At 38.7% G+C, this 19079-nt stretch carries 18 protein-coding genes and 2 pseudogenes; 9 read left to right on the forward strand and 11 right to left on the reverse strand.

Annotation, left to right across the window (positions count from 1 at the left end):
* Positions 1 to 7: 7 nt before the first annotated feature.
* From yhbY to NST79_RS13365, 4 genes are read right to left on the reverse strand one after another with little or no spacing between them, the layout of a single operon-like run.
* Positions 8 to 298, reverse strand: coding sequence for a ribosome assembly RNA-binding protein YhbY (gene yhbY, locus NST79_RS13350; RefSeq protein ID WP_003226133.1), 291 nt, complete (start codon positions 296 to 298; stop codon positions 8 to 10).
* Positions 292 to 1134, reverse strand: coding sequence for a shikimate dehydrogenase (gene aroE / locus NST79_RS13355; RefSeq protein WP_212060328.1), 843 nt, complete (start codon positions 1132 to 1134; stop codon positions 292 to 294). The genes yhbY and aroE overlap by 7 nt, the downstream gene beginning before the upstream one ends.
* A 17-nt stretch (positions 1135 to 1151) precedes the next feature.
* Positions 1152 to 2252, reverse strand: coding sequence for a ribosome biogenesis GTPase YqeH (gene yqeH / locus NST79_RS13360; RefSeq protein WP_003229966.1), 1101 nt, complete (start codon positions 2250 to 2252; stop codon positions 1152 to 1154).
* Between the two features lie 3 nt (positions 2253 to 2255).
* On the reverse strand, positions 2256 to 2774 hold the full coding sequence (locus tag NST79_RS13365; RefSeq protein WP_003226126.1) for a YqeG family HAD IIIA-type phosphatase: 519 nt from the start codon (positions 2772 to 2774) through the stop codon (positions 2256 to 2258).
* 361 nt (positions 2775 to 3135) lie between these two features.
* Between NST79_RS13365 and NST79_RS13370 the strand changes: the two genes are divergently transcribed.
* Positions 3136 to 3276, forward strand: coding sequence for a sporulation histidine kinase inhibitor Sda (locus NST79_RS13370; RefSeq protein WP_003226124.1), 141 nt, complete (start codon positions 3136 to 3138; stop codon positions 3274 to 3276).
* A gap of 305 nt (positions 3277 to 3581) precedes the next feature.
* On the opposite strand, the gene NST79_RS13375 is transcribed toward NST79_RS13370, so the two are convergent.
* The gene (locus NST79_RS13375; protein ID WP_003229964.1) at positions 3582 to 4313 is read right to left on the reverse strand and encodes an SGNH/GDSL hydrolase family protein; all 732 of its coding nucleotides are present in this window, start codon (positions 4311 to 4313) and stop codon (positions 3582 to 3584) included.
* A 251-nt stretch (positions 4314 to 4564) separates the two neighbouring features.
* A complete protein-coding gene (gene cwlH / locus NST79_RS13380; RefSeq protein ID WP_032722147.1) occupies positions 4565 to 5317 on the reverse strand; it encodes an N-acetylmuramoyl-L-alanine amidase CwlH in 753 nt (250 codons plus the stop codon).
* 186 nt (positions 5318 to 5503) lie between these two features.
* On the opposite strand from cwlH, the gene NST79_RS13385 reads away from it, so the two are divergent.
* Positions 5504 to 6130 (forward strand): TVP38/TMEM64 family protein, encoded by a 627-nt coding sequence (locus NST79_RS13385; protein ID WP_033884461.1) that lies wholly within the window; start codon positions 5504 to 5506, stop codon positions 6128 to 6130.
* 18 nt (positions 6131 to 6148) lie between these two features.
* On the opposite strand, the gene gnd is transcribed toward NST79_RS13385, so the two are convergent.
* Complete coding sequence (gnd, locus tag NST79_RS13390) at positions 6149 to 7042, reverse strand: phosphogluconate dehydrogenase (NAD(+)-dependent, decarboxylating) (protein ID WP_038429331.1); 894 nt, start codon at positions 7040 to 7042, stop codon at positions 6149 to 6151.
* A 251-nt stretch (positions 7043 to 7293) separates the two neighbouring features.
* Between gnd and NST79_RS13395 the strand changes: the two genes are divergently transcribed.
* On the forward strand, positions 7294 to 8016 hold the full coding sequence (locus tag NST79_RS13395; protein ID WP_010886572.1) for a hypothetical protein: 723 nt from the start codon (positions 7294 to 7296) through the stop codon (positions 8014 to 8016).
* A 32-nt stretch (positions 8017 to 8048) separates the two neighbouring features.
* On the opposite strand, the gene nucB is transcribed toward NST79_RS13395, so the two are convergent.
* Entirely contained in the window at positions 8049 to 8459 is a 411-nt protein-coding gene (gene nucB / locus NST79_RS13400) for a NucA/NucB deoxyribonuclease domain-containing protein (RefSeq protein WP_212060327.1), read from the reverse strand.
* Positions 8460 to 8654: 195 nt separating this feature from the next.
* Here nucB and NST79_RS13405 point away from each other — a divergent pair.
* The 3 genes and pseudogenes from NST79_RS13405 to NST79_RS13415 form a co-directional block, all read left to right on the forward strand.
* Positions 8655 to 9005, forward strand: a pseudogene (locus NST79_RS13405) (sigma-70 family RNA polymerase sigma factor); the annotation flags it as partial.
* Between the two features lie 139 nt (positions 9006 to 9144).
* Positions 9145 to 9615, forward strand: a complete 471-nt coding sequence (locus NST79_RS13410; RefSeq protein WP_033884465.1) for a MarR family transcriptional regulator — start codon at positions 9145 to 9147, stop codon at positions 9613 to 9615.
* A 150-nt stretch (positions 9616 to 9765) separates the two neighbouring features.
* Positions 9766 to 11178 (forward strand): MDR family MFS transporter, encoded by a 1413-nt coding sequence (locus NST79_RS13415; protein WP_116316519.1) that lies wholly within the window; start codon positions 9766 to 9768, stop codon positions 11176 to 11178.
* Between the two features lie 186 nt (positions 11179 to 11364).
* On the opposite strand, the gene spoIVCA is transcribed toward NST79_RS13415, so the two are convergent.
* Positions 11365 to 12825 (reverse strand): site-specific DNA recombinase SpoIVCA, encoded by a 1461-nt coding sequence (spoIVCA, locus tag NST79_RS13420; protein WP_277737219.1) that lies wholly within the window; start codon positions 12823 to 12825, stop codon positions 11365 to 11367.
* Positions 12783 to 12961: pseudogene (locus tag NST79_RS13425) on the reverse strand (hypothetical protein). Before NST79_RS13425 ends, spoIVCA begins: the two are co-directional and overlap by 43 nt.
* 610 nt (positions 12962 to 13571) lie before the next feature.
* Between NST79_RS13425 and NST79_RS13430 the strand changes: the two are divergent.
* The gene (locus NST79_RS13430; RefSeq protein ID WP_167408301.1) at positions 13572 to 15437 is read left to right on the forward strand and encodes a DUF4365 domain-containing protein; all 1866 of its coding nucleotides are present in this window, start codon (positions 13572 to 13574) and stop codon (positions 15435 to 15437) included.
* 438 nt (positions 15438 to 15875) lie between these two features.
* Here NST79_RS13430 and NST79_RS13435 read toward each other — a convergent pair whose 3' ends face one another.
* A complete protein-coding gene (locus NST79_RS13435) occupies positions 15876 to 16961 on the reverse strand; it encodes a glycoside hydrolase family 26 protein (protein ID WP_212060627.1) in 1086 nt (361 codons plus the stop codon).
* A gap of 743 nt (positions 16962 to 17704) precedes the next feature.
* On the opposite strand from NST79_RS13435, the gene rapE reads away from it, so the two are divergent.
* Both rapE and phrE read left to right on the forward strand, forming a co-directional pair.
* On the forward strand, positions 17705 to 18832 hold the full coding sequence (rapE, locus tag NST79_RS13440) for a response regulator aspartate phosphatase RapE (protein ID WP_029727091.1): 1128 nt from the start codon (positions 17705 to 17707) through the stop codon (positions 18830 to 18832).
* Complete coding sequence (phrE, locus tag NST79_RS13445) at positions 18822 to 18956, forward strand: phosphatase RapE inhibitor PhrE (protein WP_014114495.1); 135 nt, start codon at positions 18822 to 18824, stop codon at positions 18954 to 18956. The genes rapE and phrE overlap by 11 nt, the downstream gene beginning before the upstream one ends.
* The last annotated feature ends 123 nt before the right edge of the window (positions 18957 to 19079 follow it).

Genomic DNA, 19079 nt, shown 5'->3' on the forward strand with positions numbered 1-19079 from the left:
ACCACCTTTAAGGAAGCTCGATTTGTTTATTTTCCTTTGATTCCTTATATAACACAATCGTATTGCCGATTGTCTGCACCAATTGAGAGCGGCTTCCTTTTACAAGAGCTTCCGCTACATCGTTTTTATCCTCTTCGCAATTCTGAAGCACGCTGACTTTAATCAGCTCTCTCGCTTCAAGCGCCTCAGCAATTTGTTTAATCATGTTGTCGTTTACTCCGCCTTTACCTACTTGAAAAATCGGCGTTAAATGATGCGCTTTTGAACGCAAAAAACGTTTTTGTTTACCTGTTAACATTCTGTTCCTCCTAATTTTCCTATTACAATGGATCTCATTTTTTCAATATCAGGCTCTTGTCCAGTCCACAATTGGAAAGACAATACTGCCTGTTCAACAAACATGCCCACACCGTCGAGTGTTTTCAAGCCTTTTTGGCTTGCTTCCTTTAAAAGGGCCGTCTGTATTGGATTATACACGATATCACATACGACGGCACTGCTCGCGGCACGCTGTAATGAAAGCGGCACATCGTCCACGTTCGGATACATGCCCACAGACGTTGTATGGATGATAACATCATACTGCTCAAGACGTTCTTCTGCTTCTTTTATGCTTAATACTTCTTTATTGTGAAACGAGGGAGTAGCTTCTGTAAGCCGCTTTGCTTTTTCTAACGTCCGGTTGCAAATGTCAAATTTTTTCGGGGTATTTCGGACAATTGTTGTAAAAATGGCTCTCGCCGCTCCGCCAGCGCCGATCATTAAGAATGACAGTTCAGAGATGGGCTTGTCTAATACCTTCATTAATGACTTCACGAAGCCTTCCCCATCGGTATTGTATCCGACAAGCTTATCTCCCTCTCTTCTGACCGTGTTTACGGCACCGAGCAATTTTGCACTCTCATCAATATGATCCAGATAATCCATAATGGAAACCTTGTGCGGAACAGTCACATTGATTCCTTGTACGCCTAGAGCTCTTATTCCTTTTACCGCATCCTCCAGATCATTCTCTTCTACCTTGAAGGCATGATAATGTCCGTCAAGCCCGAGGTCTTTCAATGATGCGTTATGAATATCAGGTGACATAGAATGGCCAATCGGATTTCCGATAACCCCGTACAGCTTTTTCATACTCCTCTCCCCTTTTCTTAAATTAATGAACGCCGAACAAATACATGAACGCCTTTTGGCGCGTATGCAGTTACCTTTTTATCGGCGTCATGGACAGTAACCCAGCCTAACCCAGAGAAAACGATATCTGTCTTTTTGTCTTTTATCGTAAACGTATGGGCGACCAATTCAGGAAACTCATCCATTTCATCTTTACCCGGAGGTGTGAGCAATTCCCCTGCATGCTTTTCATAAAGCGCGTCTGCATTTTCAAGTTTTGTTCTATGAATCATCAGCTCATTCGGCATATAGCAAATAAAAGGAGATCTTTCCCCAGACACATAATCAAACCTTGCAAGTCCGCCAAAATACAGTGTTTGCTGATCATTAAGCTGGAATGTGCGAGGCTTCAGCTCCTTTTTAGGAGATAATATTTTCAGATCCTTTTTATTGACATAATGCGCCATTTGATGGTTGTTGATAATTCCCGGTGTATCATAAAGCGATGAACCGTCATCCAGCGGGATTTCAATCGCATCAAGGGTTGTGCCAGGAAATTGGGATGTTGTAATAATATCTTCTTCACCTGACACTTCTTTAATAATCCGGTTAATAAAGGTTGACTTTCCTACATTTGTACATCCGACAACATAGACGTCTTTTCCGTTGCGGTAATGCTCAATCGCGTCAATTACTTCTCTTATTCCCTGGCCGCGTCCCGCACTGACCAAAAATACGTCAACCGGTTTTAAGCCAAGCTCTTTCGCTTCACGCTTCATCCATTGGATCAGACGCTCTCTTTTCAGTGACTTAGGCAAAATATCCGCTTTATTGCCAACTAATAAGATAGGGTTTCCCCCCACCAAGCGCTGCAGCCCATTAATCCAGCTGCCGTTAAAATCAAAAATATCAACAATTTTTACGACAAGAGAGTCCGTTTCTCCAATACCGTGAAGAATGTTCAAAAAATCATCATCAGTTAAGGAGACATCTTGTATTTCATTATAGTTTTTCAGTCTGAAGCAACGCTGGCAAATCACATTTTCTTTCGTAAGTGATGCAGGCGGCGCGTACCCCAAACCTGTTTTGTCCTCGGTTTGGATCGTAACTCCGCACCCGATACAAACAACCTTTTCCATTTCTTACTCCTCCCACTGAATGTGCCCTTTTCGTTTGAGAGCACTCAGTATTCTGCGTTCGACCTGGCGGTTAAAGCGCGTAATGAATCCGTCAGAGGAAGCGACTGGCACGACCAAAATCGTATGGTAGCCGTTTCGGTTTCCCCCGAGCACATCGGTCAGCAGCTGGTCTCCGATGACAACGCAGTCCTCTTTTTTCAGCTCCATATTACGCACCGCTCTATTAAAGGCTTTACCCATCGGTTTTCTTGCTTTATAGATGAATGGGATTCCAAGCGGTTCTGAGAAAAGTTTCACTCTTCTTTCGTTATTATTAGAGACAATTGTCACTTTAATGCCGTGTTCCTTCATTTCTTCAAACCACTCGATCAATCGCGGCGTCGCGTTCGGCCTGTCCCATTCAACAAGCGTATTATCCAGGTCAGTAATAATCCCTTTTACATTTCGTTCCTTTAATTTCTCAGGTGTAATATGAAAAATATTTTTTACAAACTCGTCAGGTAAAAAAAACTTTTTTAACAAAACCCGCACCCTTCCCTTTTTCTTTCTTTCAAAATGATTGTCGAAAAAAATCGAACTTGCGCCTAAAGAAAAACTGAGCAAAAAAATTTCGACAAAAATTGGGTTTCTTCACCAGGTGTGGATAAATTTACACACACTATCCACTCTTATTACATCACTCTTTAGACAAATTATAAACACGATACTCACAAGTTATCCACTTTTTGGTGTGGATAACAGAACGATTGTTCTTATATGCATTTCATGGTAGATTAAAGATAACTTCAACCTCAGATGAACGCAACTTATCATTGTATGCGTTAAAATCATGAATGATTCCAACTTTTAAGGAGGTGCCTCTCCCATTAATTGGGTTCCTAGCATGAGAAAACTGTCTGATGAATTACTAATAGAATCTTATTTCAAAGCCACCGAAATGAATTTAAACCGTGACTTTATCGAGTTAATTGAAAACGAAATAAAAAGAAGATCGCTCGGACATATTATTTCCGTATCTTCTTAATAGGAATTTGTCTATTTTTTCCGGGCGTATTTCCTTTTTTTACTCAGATGACTGATATTATATCACTTTGGCTGCGCGCTTTACTACTATTTTCAGCAAAAAACACCCCTAAAAAGAGGTGTTTTAAAGGGCCGGTTATTATGCTAACCAGTATATGCCGCCCACAACAAGGAGAACAACAACTAAAACAACAATAAAAGCGTATCCATATGCTCTGCCTGCGCCATACATGTGAAGCGCCTCCTTAATAAGGTTTTATAACAGCCTATGTAGGAGAAATAAATCGGACTAGGCGGTTGTCCGGCTCAACGCTGCAGGATCTGCCCATCTTGTATTCCTTCATATACGATCCTTGCCCCTTTAGGTGTCATATGATTTCCAGAAGGATCTATAAGACCAGATTGGATAAGCGCTTCATCAGTTGCTTTTCCGCCGTCTGCTTCTATAAAATGCTTCCAGTTATCTACAAGAGGGACATCCAGGCGCTTCGACACATCTCTTGTAATATCGTTATATGAGTTGTGCCATTTCCTTGCTCCGCCTTTTGGTTCAAAAGCAGCTGCTTGATATCTGGAATAGTAAAACAAATGATGCTTCCCATTACCTTCTATAATTGGGATACACGTCATTAAGATTGGCTTGATCCCGTGTTTTCTGCTTTCTTCAATAAAATAAACCAGATTTTCTCTAAAACGCTGCTTCGACACTCTCGGTTTCCCCTCAGTCAGTATGGCAGCGTCATTGGTGCCGAACATAATAAACAAATACTTCGGTTTTTGATCCAGCACATCTGTCTGAAATCGGAGACGGGCATCCTCTGTCGTCTGTCCGCCGATTCCCGCATTGAGTATATCAAGGTTACCGCGCTCAGCTGTTTTTAATATATTGACCCACTGCTGTGCTTTTGGATAATCGCGATAATCCCAATTAGAGCCACGCGTATTGCTGTCACCAAATGCTACAACGTCTTCGTATCCCCTTCCCTCGCATCCTGCTGTAACAAACAGCAGAAGGAAAAGGATGATAAAATGTTTCATCTTTACACCCCCAAAAGCCTCACCTTAATGTTATACCTCTGTTTCTCTTCGTTCAATGAAGAGTTTTTCGCTATCACTGTTTTTTCCTATAGTTAACGTGTCCCCCTCAGTGAATATCATTCTGCTTTCATTGCGGCGCAGCTGATGATTTTTTAAAATTCCCTTCTTTCCAATCTGAAAAACACACAAACCAAAGAAAAGAAAATAACCTGAATCCGCACTGGAAACAGGTTATCCGTTAAATCCTGCATTTACTTTAACTTCGATTTAAGCTTGGCCTTTGTTTTTGGCCCATAAATCCCGTCTGCAGTTAATCCGTTCATGAGCTGAAAACGCTTGACGGCATTCGCTGTTTTCGGTCCGTAAACTCCATCTATGCCATTGTTTTTGGCTCCCTTATCAGGGTAAAAGTGAAGTGCAGCTAAAGCCTTTTGCAGCTGGAGAATGTTTGTGCCCTTTCGATAAGGCGAAGTGAGCTTTATAACCCCAGACGGCAGAGGATATGATGGTGAAGGTTCTTTTGGAGGTGTATCCGAGGAAGAAATTCCGTTTATAAAAGAGTTCCAGTGGTTCAAGAGTTTCCGCGGACATTCTTTCCCAGACCATTTTTTGTGGGGAACAACACGATGTAACGGAATATTGTTTTCCTTCATCAGCTTTCTGATCAGCCACTGGGCATTTGATGTTGCTTTTTCAAAATCGCCATCAGCATTTTCGCAGATTTCAATCCCGATCGATTTGCGGTTTCCTGTCCCGTTTGTACCGTCTCCCGCATGCCAGCCGTTTTCATCTATCGGGAGATGCTGATAAATGACTGAATCGTCAACTGTAAAATGCCAGCTTTCGGATGTGCTCGGGTTTTTCACAAAATTGGCGTGCATTTTCGCATCAGCGCCTTTTGCTGTATTCGCTGTATTATGCACCGTAATATAAGCAGGCGTCATCGCATAGCCAGGACGATTATCATTTGATACCGGTATAAAATCCTTTTTTATGGTTACCATTTCTATCCCTCCCTATTAATAAGAATGCAGAAAACAGAGAGATGGACAGCCTTTTTTATAAGGTTAAAAAGAATTGTGTTCTCAACCTGGTTTTCAGTTGAACCGCTGAAATGGCACCAGTTATACTAATTTAGATGACGGAGGTTTTGACTCCTGACATCACCTAAGTTGGGAGTGACCATAGACATGTTAAAAAAAGTAATAGGTATACTTGTGATTATCGCTATCATTTCAGTTGGTTTTTTTCAGAAAGAAGCTTGGCTTGATGCAATCAAAGCAGGAGGGATGTTTTCCGTTTTATTTAGTATGCTGCTGATTGCTGCCGATGTTTTTTTCCCAATAGTGCCGTTTGCTTTGATTGCTGCTTTAAATGGCGCAGTGTTCGGGACTGCAAATGGAATTTGGATTACACTGACCGGCTCAATGCTTGGTACAATATTGCTGTTTTTTCTCGCCAGGTACAGTTTTAGAGATTGGGCCAGAAAAAAAGTTCAGGCCTATCCTGCCATACAAAGCTACGAGGCTTCCTTCAACAAAAACGCTTTTACCGCTGTTTTATTAGGAAGGCTGATACCTGTCATACCTTCCCTTATAATGAATGTGATCTGCGGTCTGAGCCAGGTTCGCTGGCATGTTTTTTTCTTTGCTTCTTTAATAGGGAAAATCCCCAATATTATTGTTGTCACTATTGCAGGTGCCAATTTCACCAGCAATAAATTATTGTCTATCAGCATTTACGGTACATATATTCTGATCATCATGCTGGTCATTTATAAAAAGTTCCCTCATCTTCTGAAGGTGCCAAAAAAATAAGGAGGCTTGTTAGCCCCCTTACTTTTTTTCTGTCGCATGGCCTCCAAATTCATTTCGAAGCGCAGCAACCACCTTTCCTGTAAACGTATCGTCTGTTAAAGAACGGTATCTCATCATTAGTGACATGGCGATGACCGGCGTTGCCGTCTGCAGATCAAGCGCGGTTTCCACCGTCCATTTTCCTTCACCTGAGGAATGCATAATGCCCTTGATCTGATCCAGTTTCGCATCCTTAGCGAAAGCTCGCTCAGTCAGTCCCATAAGCCAAGAACGAATGACAGAACCATGATTCCACACTCTGGCAACCTTCTCGTAGTCAAAATCAAATTGGCTGTTTTCAAGCACTTCGAATCCTTCACCAATCGCGGCCATCATTCCATACTCAATTCCATTATGGATCATTTTTAAAAAATGTCCGCTTCCCGCTTCACCAGCGTATAGATAACCATTTTCGACGGCAGTATCACGAAAAAGCGGTTCCACAATCTCCCATGCTTCATGGTCGCCCCCCACCATAAAACAGGCTCCATGCCGTGCGCCTTCCATTCCGCCCGACGTTCCGGCATCGAGATAATGGATACCCGCTTCTTTCATTTGATTGTAGCGGCGAATTGATTCTTTATAATGAGAGTTTCCAGCTTCGATAATCATATCGCCTTTACTTAATAAAGGTGATACATCACGCAAAACAGCATCGACAATGCCATGCGGTACCATAACCCATAGGATACGCGGCGGGTCTAATAAAGAAATGAACTCTTTAAGATTCGTTGTCCCCTCAGCCCCGTATGCTTTCAGTTCATCAACAGCCGCTTGATTTACATCATATCCAACCGCTTGATGATTGCGGTCAATGAATTGCTTTCCTATGTTTATGCCCATTTTCCCTAAGCCGATTAATCCAATTTTCATATCTGTTCCTCCTGATTGTCTAAAAAGCCTTTACTCTTTATGTTCCCTTTGGATTGTATTGTGATACGCAGAAAACAAATGGGGCTTACATCGTCTGCGCATGTAAATTTTATTTTTCATGACTGACTGTGCCTGCCAGTTCTATTACTGAATCTCTTTATATCCATAATTATCACTTTATCCTTGATTTACCATCAGTTTAAGTTAAAATATGGGAAGGTATTCGATTTTTTTAGTAAAAAGAAGGTGACATGTTGCAGAATCAATCTCATACTCTTATCGGAGTTACGAAAACCGCTGTATTCTTTTTATACGCTGCACTTGCAATCATCGGTTTTGCAATCGGGTATTTTATTCCGCAGATTGCGAAATGGGCATTATCCCTCCCCTGGATCCCTCTTGAAGGACCACTTCGGCTCATTACCTCTTTTCAGGGATCTACAGCTTCATTTATCACTGCTCTTCTCGGTATGTGTGCGGGGATTTGGTTCGCTCATTCTGTTATTGCAATGCTGCTGTCTGTCAAAATTACAGATCACACAGTGGAATTCATCAAAGGAAAAAAAGTGCAAACAATTCATTCCGATGACATCGCTCTTGTATTTATGGATCACAAACGGCTTGTCCTCCTGGGAACAGCCGGATATGAATTGGTACGGGAAGAAATTGATGAAAAACCAGTAAACGTTGAGAAGGCCTTTAGACAGCATCATTACGAATGGGCAACAGATGGTGATCCGTTTAAAGATCAATTTCGCCGATGGATTCCTGATGCACCAGACCTATCGCAAGGCGCCCATGCCTTATTAAAAGCTCGTCACAAAGCACTGCAGGACGAAGAAAAAGACGATATTGAAGAATTCCGTCTCGAACTGGCACAGCTGGGCATCGTTGTACGGGACGAAGGCACACGCCAATATTGGCGAAAAGCAGAAACCTATCCCCCGAAAATTCAGCTCGGCGAAGGATTGTAACAACAGAGGCTCAAGAAAGAGCCTCTTCTTTATTACTGCACAATAAACAGCACTCTGGTGCCGTCAGGGTAGCTGCTCATTTGATTCCCTACCCACGAGCCGGCGCCGCGATTATCAGAAGGCGTCACATATCGGACATCAGCCCCTGCGCCGCCTTCCTCGCAGACCGCCATCGGCCACTCATCCCGGTCATAGCCCGGCTTGGTCGGGATTCCCTTTAAAGATTCCTCCCGCCTTTTGTCTGCTCCATCTCTGTCAATGGTACAAATATCTGGATGTGCCTCTGCAATCGCATCCCTAATATGACTGCCGGTTTCCGGATAACGAGACAGCGGAAAATATAACACTTTGTCATACGAAGATGCGCCTTGGATCTGCTGCGGAACCATTAAACAAAGAAGAACTGCTGCAGCAAGAAACAGGCCTGCCATCCATTTTTTCATTCCCATCCCCCCATACCTTTGTTCATTTCAATGTATGGGCGCTTGATAAAGATTATTTTTAACATTTGAAGTTAGTATGCTGCTTACAAAAGCCGGACTCCCCCGCGAGAAATTTCCCGGTACAGACACAGACAGCCTCCCGGTCACATACATTTACATATAGGCTTTTGCCTACATACTTTTGTGGAGGTGACGATGGTGACAGGTGTTTTCGCAGCGCTCGGCTTTGTTGTTAAAGAGCTTGTCTTTTTAGTATCTTACGTGAAAAACAATGCCTTTCCACAACCGCTCTCAAGCAGCGAGGAAAAAAAATACTTAGAGCTCATGGCTAAAGGGGATGAACATGCCAGGAACATGCTGATTGAGCATAATCTTCGCTTGGTCGCCCATATTGTGAAAAAATTTGAAAATACAGGTGAGGATGCAGAGGACTTAATCTCCATCGGAACGATCGGGCTGATAAAAGGAATTGAAAGCTATTCCGCTGGTAAAGGGACAAAGCTGGCGACGTATGCTGCGAGGTGTATTGAAAATGAGATTGTAATTACAAAAGGGGGGTGCATACTCCTCTTTAATACGTTTAAATATATTCGGTGATCTCTTCTCCTCTCTTGGTTTATTATTGAAACGGAAACAAAAATCCATTACACTATTGCTGATGCACCAACGGGTGGGAGGACTCGCCATGAACAAAAAAGAACTGCTCCTAATGAATTTCAGGGACTTGTTTAACAAGATGGCTTGGCTTAATAAGCCAAAGATGGAAGTCTGTCTTAAAGGGTATAAGCCTTCTGAAGTACATTGTATAGAATCCATTGAACATGGAAATACTAATGTGACAAAACTTGCTGAGTCCCTTTATATGACGAGGGGCGCCATTAGTAAAATGACTAAAAAGCTCATAGAAAAAGGCTTAATCGAGAGCTACCAGAAGCCAGATAACAAGAAAGAAATTCATTTTAGGCTTACCGAGCAAGGGAAAGAAATTTATAAAATCCATGATAAACTGCATAAAGAGTTTCTAGAGCGTGATAAGGCAGTATTTGAACAGGTAACCGAGGAACAATTTGATTTTATGATTAACTTTGCGGAAAAGTATAATAGACATTTGGATGCAGAAATAAAAAAACATGGTGTTGATATTAAGTCGGAATAAATTTAAATAATGAAAATGTAACCACAGGCAGCCAACTCTATTGAGTTTCGGCTGCCTTTTTATTACCGTTATTTTGTTGACGCGGAAACAAAATTATGTTATTTTTTGTTGACCAGGAAACAAAAATACAACTTTTGAGAGGAGAATAATATGTTAAAAGGCAAAGTAAAGGAACCAGGATTACCAAAAGAAATCCTCATGGCTGCCTGGGCTATTGCACTTGGAGCAATTGCCCCAATGCTTGACTCAACTATGGTGAACATTGCCATCGACAAATTAAATAAGGATTTCAGTACGACGTTGGATACCATTCAATGGTCCATTACAGGTTATGTTTTAGCTCTTGCTATTGCAGTTCCAGTATCCGGATGGCTTATGAACAAATTTAATGGAAAGAAAATCTTAATCGGCGCAGTCATTGCCTTTGGTGTAACTTCTGTTTTTGCTGGAATTAGTTGGGATGTTTCTAGCTTTATCTTATTCCGTATGCTTCAAGGATTTAGCGCTGGGATTATTACTCCACTTATGTCAACACTCTTGGTTAAAACAGCAGGTCCAGAGAATATAGGAAAAGTTATGGCTATCGTCAGCACACCTATGATTTTGGGCCCAATCTTAGGACCTGTAATCGGGGGCTTCATCGTTCAAGCTACATCATGGCATTGGATTTTCTTCATCAACGTGTTCATCGTTTTGATTGCTGCACCACTGATGATGAAAACTCTTCCAGACTTTGAGCCATTCAACAAAAATAGTAAACTTGATATTTTTGGAATTATCAATCTATCCTTAATGAGTGCAGCAATGATATACGGAATTACAAAAGCAGCAGACCATGCATCATTTAACAATAGCGAAACAATCCTATGGGTGGGCTTCGGCCTCGCTTTAGCTTTAATTTACATCGTATATAATCGAATCAGAAAAAATCAAACCGTACTCCCTATAAATTTGTTTGCACACAAAAACTTCTTAACATCCAGCGTCGGGTTATTATTAGCGAATATTGCCGTCATGGGACCCATGTTAATACTTCCATTGTTCTTTCAAAACTTCCGTCATTTCACGGCAATCGAAGCTGCGCTTGCATTAATCCCTCAAGGAGTTGGGATGCTCGTTACTCGGCCAATGATTGGAAAAATGATTGATAAGATCGGTGCAAAATACGTGGTTATGGTCAGTCTTGTTCTTTCGCTTATCGGATCTATTCCGCTTATCTTTATCACCGATAAAACAAGTATGATGTGGATTTCTATCATATTATTCATCCGCGGGACCAGTTTTGGAGGAATTATGCTTCCGTTAACAAGTGATGCTTATACAGGACTTGACAGCAAACAACTTCCAGAAGCAGGTGTCGGTATTAATATTATTGAAAACCTTGGTTCAAGTTTTGGTTCAGCTGTTATCGCAACTGTTGTCGCAACTACTATACAAGGATTGCAACCAACGATTGCGAATGACTTAAAAGGTTACCATGCCGGATTCTTAGTATCCGCCATTGTCCTTGCGATAATCTTCATCCCAAGTCTATTTCTCACACATAAAAAGCATCCACAATAAAGAAATCTGCACTTGAATACTCGACTGCCGAATGGTTTGTTTGGATAAATGTTGATACATGTAATGTGCACCAGTTTCATAAGCCCATTTAGAAAGGCGCTTACTAATTTGATTGGCTATCTGTTTTCTTCGATGTCTGGATCTACTTCAGAGGTTTCAATTACAAAAAGAGGGCAATAACCCTCTTTAATACGTTTCAATATATATAGTGTCAGAATCCACAACGGTAACTTCTTTCACGATAAAGTTAACAATTGTTTTTTTATCATCAAGGGTTAAATTATCTGCACCGATTGATTGAAAATAGTCTATAGCTCTTTTTAGAGCATTTTCACTTGAGCTTGTATCATCCAGGACTTTCATTTTTGATTGAATTTCGTTACACTTTTCAGTAAGCTGGTTTTGTTTTTTTTGCAGCTCAATAATTTGTGCTTTGATTTCATCAATATCTAAATCATCGTCATCGCTTAGGCTGATTAGCGTTAAAAGACGCTTGCGGCCTTTTTTTGTTTTCTCTATCTCTTTTTGAATGAGTTCTAATTCATCAGACAGGTGATTTGATTGTTCAATCTCTTTAAAAGAAGCATACTTTTGGGGATTTGTGATGAATTTAAAAATTTCATCCCATACATGCCGGTTCAATTTATTCTCAGACATTTCTTTTCCGCAGCCGCGATCCTTTGCGCCAGAATAATTTTTCCGGCAAGTATATACATAGTAGTCTTTACCATGTGATTTTCTTTTCTTCCCTGTCATGGTATTTCCGCATTTTCCGCATCTAACCAAACCCGATAACAAGTAATTGTGAGGGCTGATACTCAAGTGTTTTCTTTTACTTTGACCTAAGAGTTCTTGAGCATAATCCCATTGTTCGGCTGGGATTATTGCTGGAATTGAAACAGTGATTTGCTCTGCTTCAGGTCTTATTTTAATTATAGATTTGTTTCCTGCCTGTTTTGAAACATAGGAACCCTCTGTATCATATTTATACTGCTTATGTTCACCCTTATAAGAAGAGTTCATTAATATCTGTCTAACAACCTGCCTGTGCCATACTTTGGCGCCTTTTTTTGTTTTAACCCCCATCTGAGTTAAATGTAGAGCAATACCATTTACTCTGCCGAAAAAAGGGCTTTTATGATCGGTGAAGTAATTGAAAATCATCCGAATAATTTTTGCTTCCTCTTCAAATATCTCAAGAGTTCTTTTCTCTTTAACAAATTTATAGCCATATAGCTTGGAATCTTTAATGATCATGCCTTTTTTCATTTTTTGAAGTCGGCCGCTTGATGTCCGTTCTTTGATTTTGGCTTTTTCAAATTCTGAGATTGCCCCCCGCATTGCGAAAAACAATTGACCCTCTGGAGAATTGGCGTATTCTCCATTAACAAAAATCAAGGGTATATTTCGCTTTCGGAGTTCATCATCAATGATAAGCTGATTCATTAATTTCCGAGAAAGACGGTCAGGATCGTAACAAATAACTTGACTTATAAGTCCTTTACTCGCATCCTCCCTCAAGCGATTCAAAGCCGGACGTTCTAAAAGCTCTCCTGAAAATCCTTCATCGGCATACTTCAGCACATCCTTAGTCCCTGCTTTCTTTATACAGGCCTCGATCTGGCTGTCGATGCTCGATCCCTTGATCGCTTGCTCCTCGGTCGATACCCTTACATATATTGCTATCACCCTGGATCTCCTTCCTATAAAGTTTTATTAAATAATGATAGCAATCGTTAATGCATTTGTCAGCTTGCGGTCCCTCGATGATTATTACCTTCATAAAATGCATCACCCCTTGGGTAATGCTATGTAACAACTGTTTGTCCTAATGAGGTGATTTTCAATGAGTATGAAAACATTATAAAAAACCAATAGTTTGAAACCATCGGTTTTTCGACACCCACTTGGCCCTCAATAAAGTGAAAGCTTATCACTTGTTCAAAACCCCGTCATCTCATGCACTTGATGTCATTCCTTTCATCCATTTACACCGTTTTATATTGATTTCAGGTACAAAATGGGCACTGTTTTCAAATCATTCGAGTAAAAAAATGAAAGTTCTATTTCTTCCTTTAGATCCCCCACCTGAACGCCTGAAGTTTTGAAACCACCATTTGAAGCACCATCTTTTTAGTTAACTCAACATTGTCATTAGTATCAGCTAATGTCCAGCGATACTCCCTCCTTTCTTTATTTCTCGGCCTGTTCAACCTTCCATCCAGCTATGGAAAATTTACAATACTTTGAACCAAAAACAGAAACAAAAAAATCCCAAAGAAAATGTAATACTTGGTATTATTGATATGCGGAGTATTGATCTATCAAAGATAAAGCTCTCAAATCTCAATAAGTTATGAACTTCTAATTAATATAATAAGGAGATATTTTTAATGGGATCAAAAAATCGTAATGGCAAAAATCCTGATAGAAACGAAGTAGCCATTGATACAACAATTATTGAACATTTGGCTTGTTTAGAAATGAATAATTTAATACTTCAACCACCCTTCCACTTAGTTAGTAACATTACCTGGAATGATAAGGGGATCTCTTTTGATGGTGAAATTCTTGTTTATAACAATAGTGAATTAGTCAAAAAAAATGCTGTTGGCGAAGTTAAAGTTCAAGTTAAAGGAACTACGACCTTCAAAAAAGTTCACAAAAAAGGAAAAATAAAACATTCGGTAAAGAAAGCAGACATAGAAGTGTATTATAAGTTTGGGGTGGGCGTATTATACTTTGTTGTAACAATAAATCCAACTACATTAAAAAAGCAGGCATATTATCGGATGTTGGCTCCATTAGATTTAAAAAAGCTCTTACTTGAACTTAACAATAATGGAAGGGACTCTATTTCCTTAGATTTCAAAAGATTAGAAAAGGATACTTTAGAACCTCTATGCAATGTATTTATAAATATCGTAAAAAAACAGCCTCAACACTACATTGAGCTTAGTGAGCATATGAATTTCACAAGTTATAAAGTAGACATCATTGATATAAATAATGATTATTCTGATCTATTTGAAAAGTCTGCCTATGTTTATGGATTTACAACAGATAATATTGGGATTCCTATAGACGTAGCCCAACTTGACAAAATCCAAAGGGTTAATACAGAAAGGATACGATTAAATGATGAGGAAGTTAATATTACCTACAAGATAATTGAGACGGAAAATTCTCACGAAGTCGTTATAGAGGACACTTTGAGTATTGAATTGCCAAAAGATAAAAAAGGCGGGTCTTTTAAATTAGGCAAATTGAAAACACTTGGTTCATATATGAAGTGTTTGCAAATAATAAACTATTTCTTTGTACATGAGAAGTTTCCATTTCATTCTTTCGAGTTAGAACTGAGGTTAGACAACAAAAAGAAATTTAAGAATATTGAAGAAGACATTAAATTTCACCAAGAGTTAATAAACGTTTGCAGTCAAATAGGCATAAACGAAAATTATGTATTTCATGATAAGGAGAATTTATCGTCATTATTTAAAGGCATCATCCAAGTTTTTAAAAATAATCAATATGGATTGCTGAAAATTAACAATGGAGAAAAACTGGAAAACACAAGGATATACGCCATTAATCTTTCTGATTATATAAGAGTAAGGTTAGTTTTTACAGGTGATAAATTCATTAACTTTTACAGTAATGAAGCTTTAACAACTATAGGTGGATTATTGCCGAAAGAAGATATACCTAGAAAAAATAGCCTAGATAATGAGAATCCTGTTAGTATACCTGATAATTGGGAGGATTATTATCAACGAGTGAGTATTTACTCAGCACAAAACATTGAGGAGTTGGCGAAAGATGCTAACTTTGATTTCGAAATAATAAAATTATCTTTCTCTGATAAGTATCATGATATCAAAGCTCACTTTACAATAAACACTTCATTAAACTTTATAAATTATTATAATAAATTCCGAGACGAGAAATATTTAGACCTTGCTCTTGATCTTAATAAACGACATCTCTTGGAGTTTTCAACAGAGGATATTCCAAAGGTTAATATTTACTTAATTAAACTCATAAAGGGTTATAAACTATCAGAAGAAGAACAAGCTGAGATCTTAGATATACAAGATAGGGCTGAGAGTACTAAAGACTTAACATTAAGTTTCGCGTGTGAAGTCTTATTAGGAAGTAAAGTGAAGGCTCAGAGAATATTTAGTTCACTTAAAGGCGAAGAAAAAGAAAATTTACTTGGATTTCCAATCTACCATTTTTACAAAAATTCAAGGTAGTATACTACTATTCTTATATTTAAAAAGCTGGGAATTGGGCAATTTCCAAAATTCCGTTCAAATAAAAAAAGGAAGGTATAATACCCTTCCTTTTTATGCACCAACTTGATCTGCGGCTATTTTGAGTTTTTTATTAAGTAACCCTCAAAACCACTTAATTCCCTGCCTGTAAATTTTCCATTTAAACCAAAAAGTTATTGCGGTCTCACCGAAAATTCGTCAACATCACCACAATCCTTTTATAAACGGAAAAAAAGAGGAGCAAACTCATGTCTGCTCCTTACGTTTTTCTTTGCACAACGTCTAGTATCTTCTTTTGGAAACCATAACGTCCATTTCTTCTATGATGAGATGAATTTTTTTTCTGTAAGAAATTCAGCAAGTCTCACTATACCACATGAAGAAATTGTTTACTCATTATGTCCTTTGTCATTTCAGTTATTCAACTATTGGTGTAAGTGAACTACCACTCCACACTTCGCCCTTATTCAGTGTCCAACTGTCATTATAGAGATTAGAGGCACCTTGATTAGCGACAGGGCTCCAACCGTCATCCCAAGCTAAGAAATAGATGGTTTTAGGGTATTTTTGTTTAATTGCATTGATAAATTGTGAATAATCCAGGCTGCCATTTGTTTCTTGAGGACCTACTTCTGTAAAAGCAAATGGCTTATTCAGAGCCGTTAACTCGTCATATCCTTTAATCGAATAAGCATCTGAGAAATATGCATCTAATCCCACAATGTCAACATATGATGAGCCAGGATAAAAATCTATTTTAAAATCCCTGTTAGCGTCTGGTCCATATACCCAAATCAGGTTGTCCAAACCTCTTGTATCAGTCATATAATGATAGATTTTTTGATAAAGTTGTTTGTAAAGTGAGATGCGTTGGCTGTCTTTTTTGTTATATTCGGTTAGTCCCCACCAAAACCATTCTCCATTCATTTCATGAAGAGGTCTAAATAGAACAGGTACACCTTCATTCTTTAGCTGTTGAAGACCATCTGCAATTTTGCTCAAAATAGCGTCCAATCGCTTGCCCTCAGTAGTTGATGAATCTAAGATTTTTTGATATTGACTGTTTGAGATTTGAGTTTTATAATGTCCAGATTGAAACGCAGGGTTAGGAAGATGCATACTGATCTGAGGTATACCTCCGCTCTTCCAATGAGAAATTAAATCACTGTTGCAGCTATAATCAATTGCATCAGTAATATTTCCTGACTCCAACCACCCTCTCGAATAATCACAAGCATATACTGCAGGTGACTGGCCAATAGCATTTTTGATTCGATTAGCTTCTATCATAGAAAACGTCGCATTTGTATATCCGCCGAATGCACCTGACAGTATGCGATTTTCAGACCGGTTTGGTAGATGAGCTAGCCAATTCATCAACTCTTTCGTTGTCGCCTGAGCATTAGGATTCACAGGGTTGACTGTATGAGCAGATGCCGTCTGTGAAAAAGCTGAAATGATTATTGAAGAAAGTAATATAAAAATACTAATTTTTTTAAACATACATATTCTCCATCTTCTTTGTTTTTAGGATTACTAATCATTAATTCTCTTAAGATTAATTCACTAACAATTTAATCTATCTTTCTCCTAGTAGTTTATGATTCTCCTTTCAGTTTTAAATTAAGAGAGTTTTCCTTCGAGATATTACATTACCCATTATAAATCTCCATTTTTTGGGCATTAACTATATTAAACTTAAAACTACCTTCTTACATCAGACAGTTTTCCTGTTTTTATATATGTCTAACAGTCTATAAAATAAACTTTTTCTTTTGTATTGAAGTCTTTTTCCCTATTTATCTGGTTTATTTATTATCGATATAAAGAGGTGAACCATTTTTTCACTCTCTTTTTTCCTTTCTCCGAAACGATTTTTAAAATAAATGTTTGAAATACTCCCCAATAGTCACCAACAATAGAGCTCAACAATACTTTTGCGACTTGATGACGATTCCGCAACAATCCTTTTATAAACAGAAAAAAGAGGAGTAAACACATGGTTTACTCCTCTAACTTAGTTGCTTTACCTTTTGCTTCTGCATATTCTGGTGTTTTCTTTGACAGCCCAACCTGTCTGTCACTTTCCCCGTTACCTAGCATATAATCAAGCTCCTTAATACGAAGCTAAAAAGTTATTGCGGTCTCACCGAAAATTTAAATTGCGGTGCCCTATTGCCTTTTTCTGCGAAGGAAAACTTGTTAATATTTACATTACTAGTAGAGTTAAGGGAAGGGTGAATATCTTGATATCAATCACATCAGCTGAAGTGGGAATGAAGATTAATGAATGGCATAGGCATATTCAAAAATTCAACGTAACTGATGCTGAAATGTTAAAAGCTGAAATCGAACGTGATATAGAGGTTATGGAAGAAGATCAAGACTTGCTTATTTATTATCAACTAATGGCCTTTCGACATAAAATCATGCTGGAGTATACGCTGCCATCTGATGAAAATCGAATGGAACTTTCAGAATATTTAAAGAAAATCGAAGGACATAAGAAAAAACTAGACAATATGCGGGCATATTATTATAACTTCTTCCGCGGGATGTATGAATTTAGAAACGGTGAATACACAAAGGCCATTACATATTACAAAAAAGCTGAACGCAAAATTCCAACGATCTCCGACAAGATTGAAAAAGCTGAGTTTTATTTTAAACTGTCTGAAGTCTATTATCATATGAAGATGACTCACATCTCAATGCATTACGCTGAACTTTCATACAACATCTATAAAAAACATGAACTTTATTCTGTCAGACGTATACAGTGCCATTTTGTCATTGCCGGTAACTACGATGACCTTGAAAATCACGAAAAGGCTCTCCCTCACCTTCAAGAAGCTTTAAAAGGTGCCGAGCTGCTTAAAAGTAAAAATACTCACATCTATGCCACTGCATTTTTCAATCTCGGCAACTGCTATCACAAAATGGACAACTTAAATAAGGCTGCACGTTACATCGAACAAGCCTTGGTTCAATACAGAAAAATAAACTCTGACGTACTTCCGCAAGCTTATCATGACCTAGCGTTGATTTATTTTAAACAAGGCAAAAAAGAACAAGCAATGGATTGCTTCCGCAAAGGAATAAGAAGTGCTGTAGATTTTAAAGACGAACTTTTTATGAACTTATTTGAAGCATTAGACGTTCTTTATATAAGAAATGGCGATACACCTAAACTCCTCAACATTTTCTCTCGTTTAGAGAACGGCAAAGGATACCCTTATCTGGAAGAGCTGGCATTGTTAGGAGGCAACCTTTTCGATTATAATGGAAAAATAGAGGATAGTATCATCTGTTTCAAGAAGATGGTATATGCTCAAAAGCAAATATCGAAAGGGGAATGCATGTATGAAATCTAAATTGTTTATCAGTTTATCCGCCGTTTTAATTGGACTTGCCTTTTTCGGATCTATGTCTAATGGCGAAATGAAGGAAGCATCCCGGAATGTAACTCTAGCACCTACTCATGAATTCCTTGTTTGATTCGATAAACAACATTAGTTCTGATTCCCTTTAGCCGTTTCATAACGGCTTTTTCTTATTTCTAAGAAAGATAAGCTAATTGTTGACCTACATACAATAGTATAAATTTTTCACTATTGTCTC

Source organism: Bacillus sp. PS196 (assembly GCF_037963555.1).
In the GTDB taxonomy this organism is placed as follows: Bacteria; Bacillota; Bacilli; order Bacillales; family Bacillaceae; genus Bacillus; species Bacillus subtilis.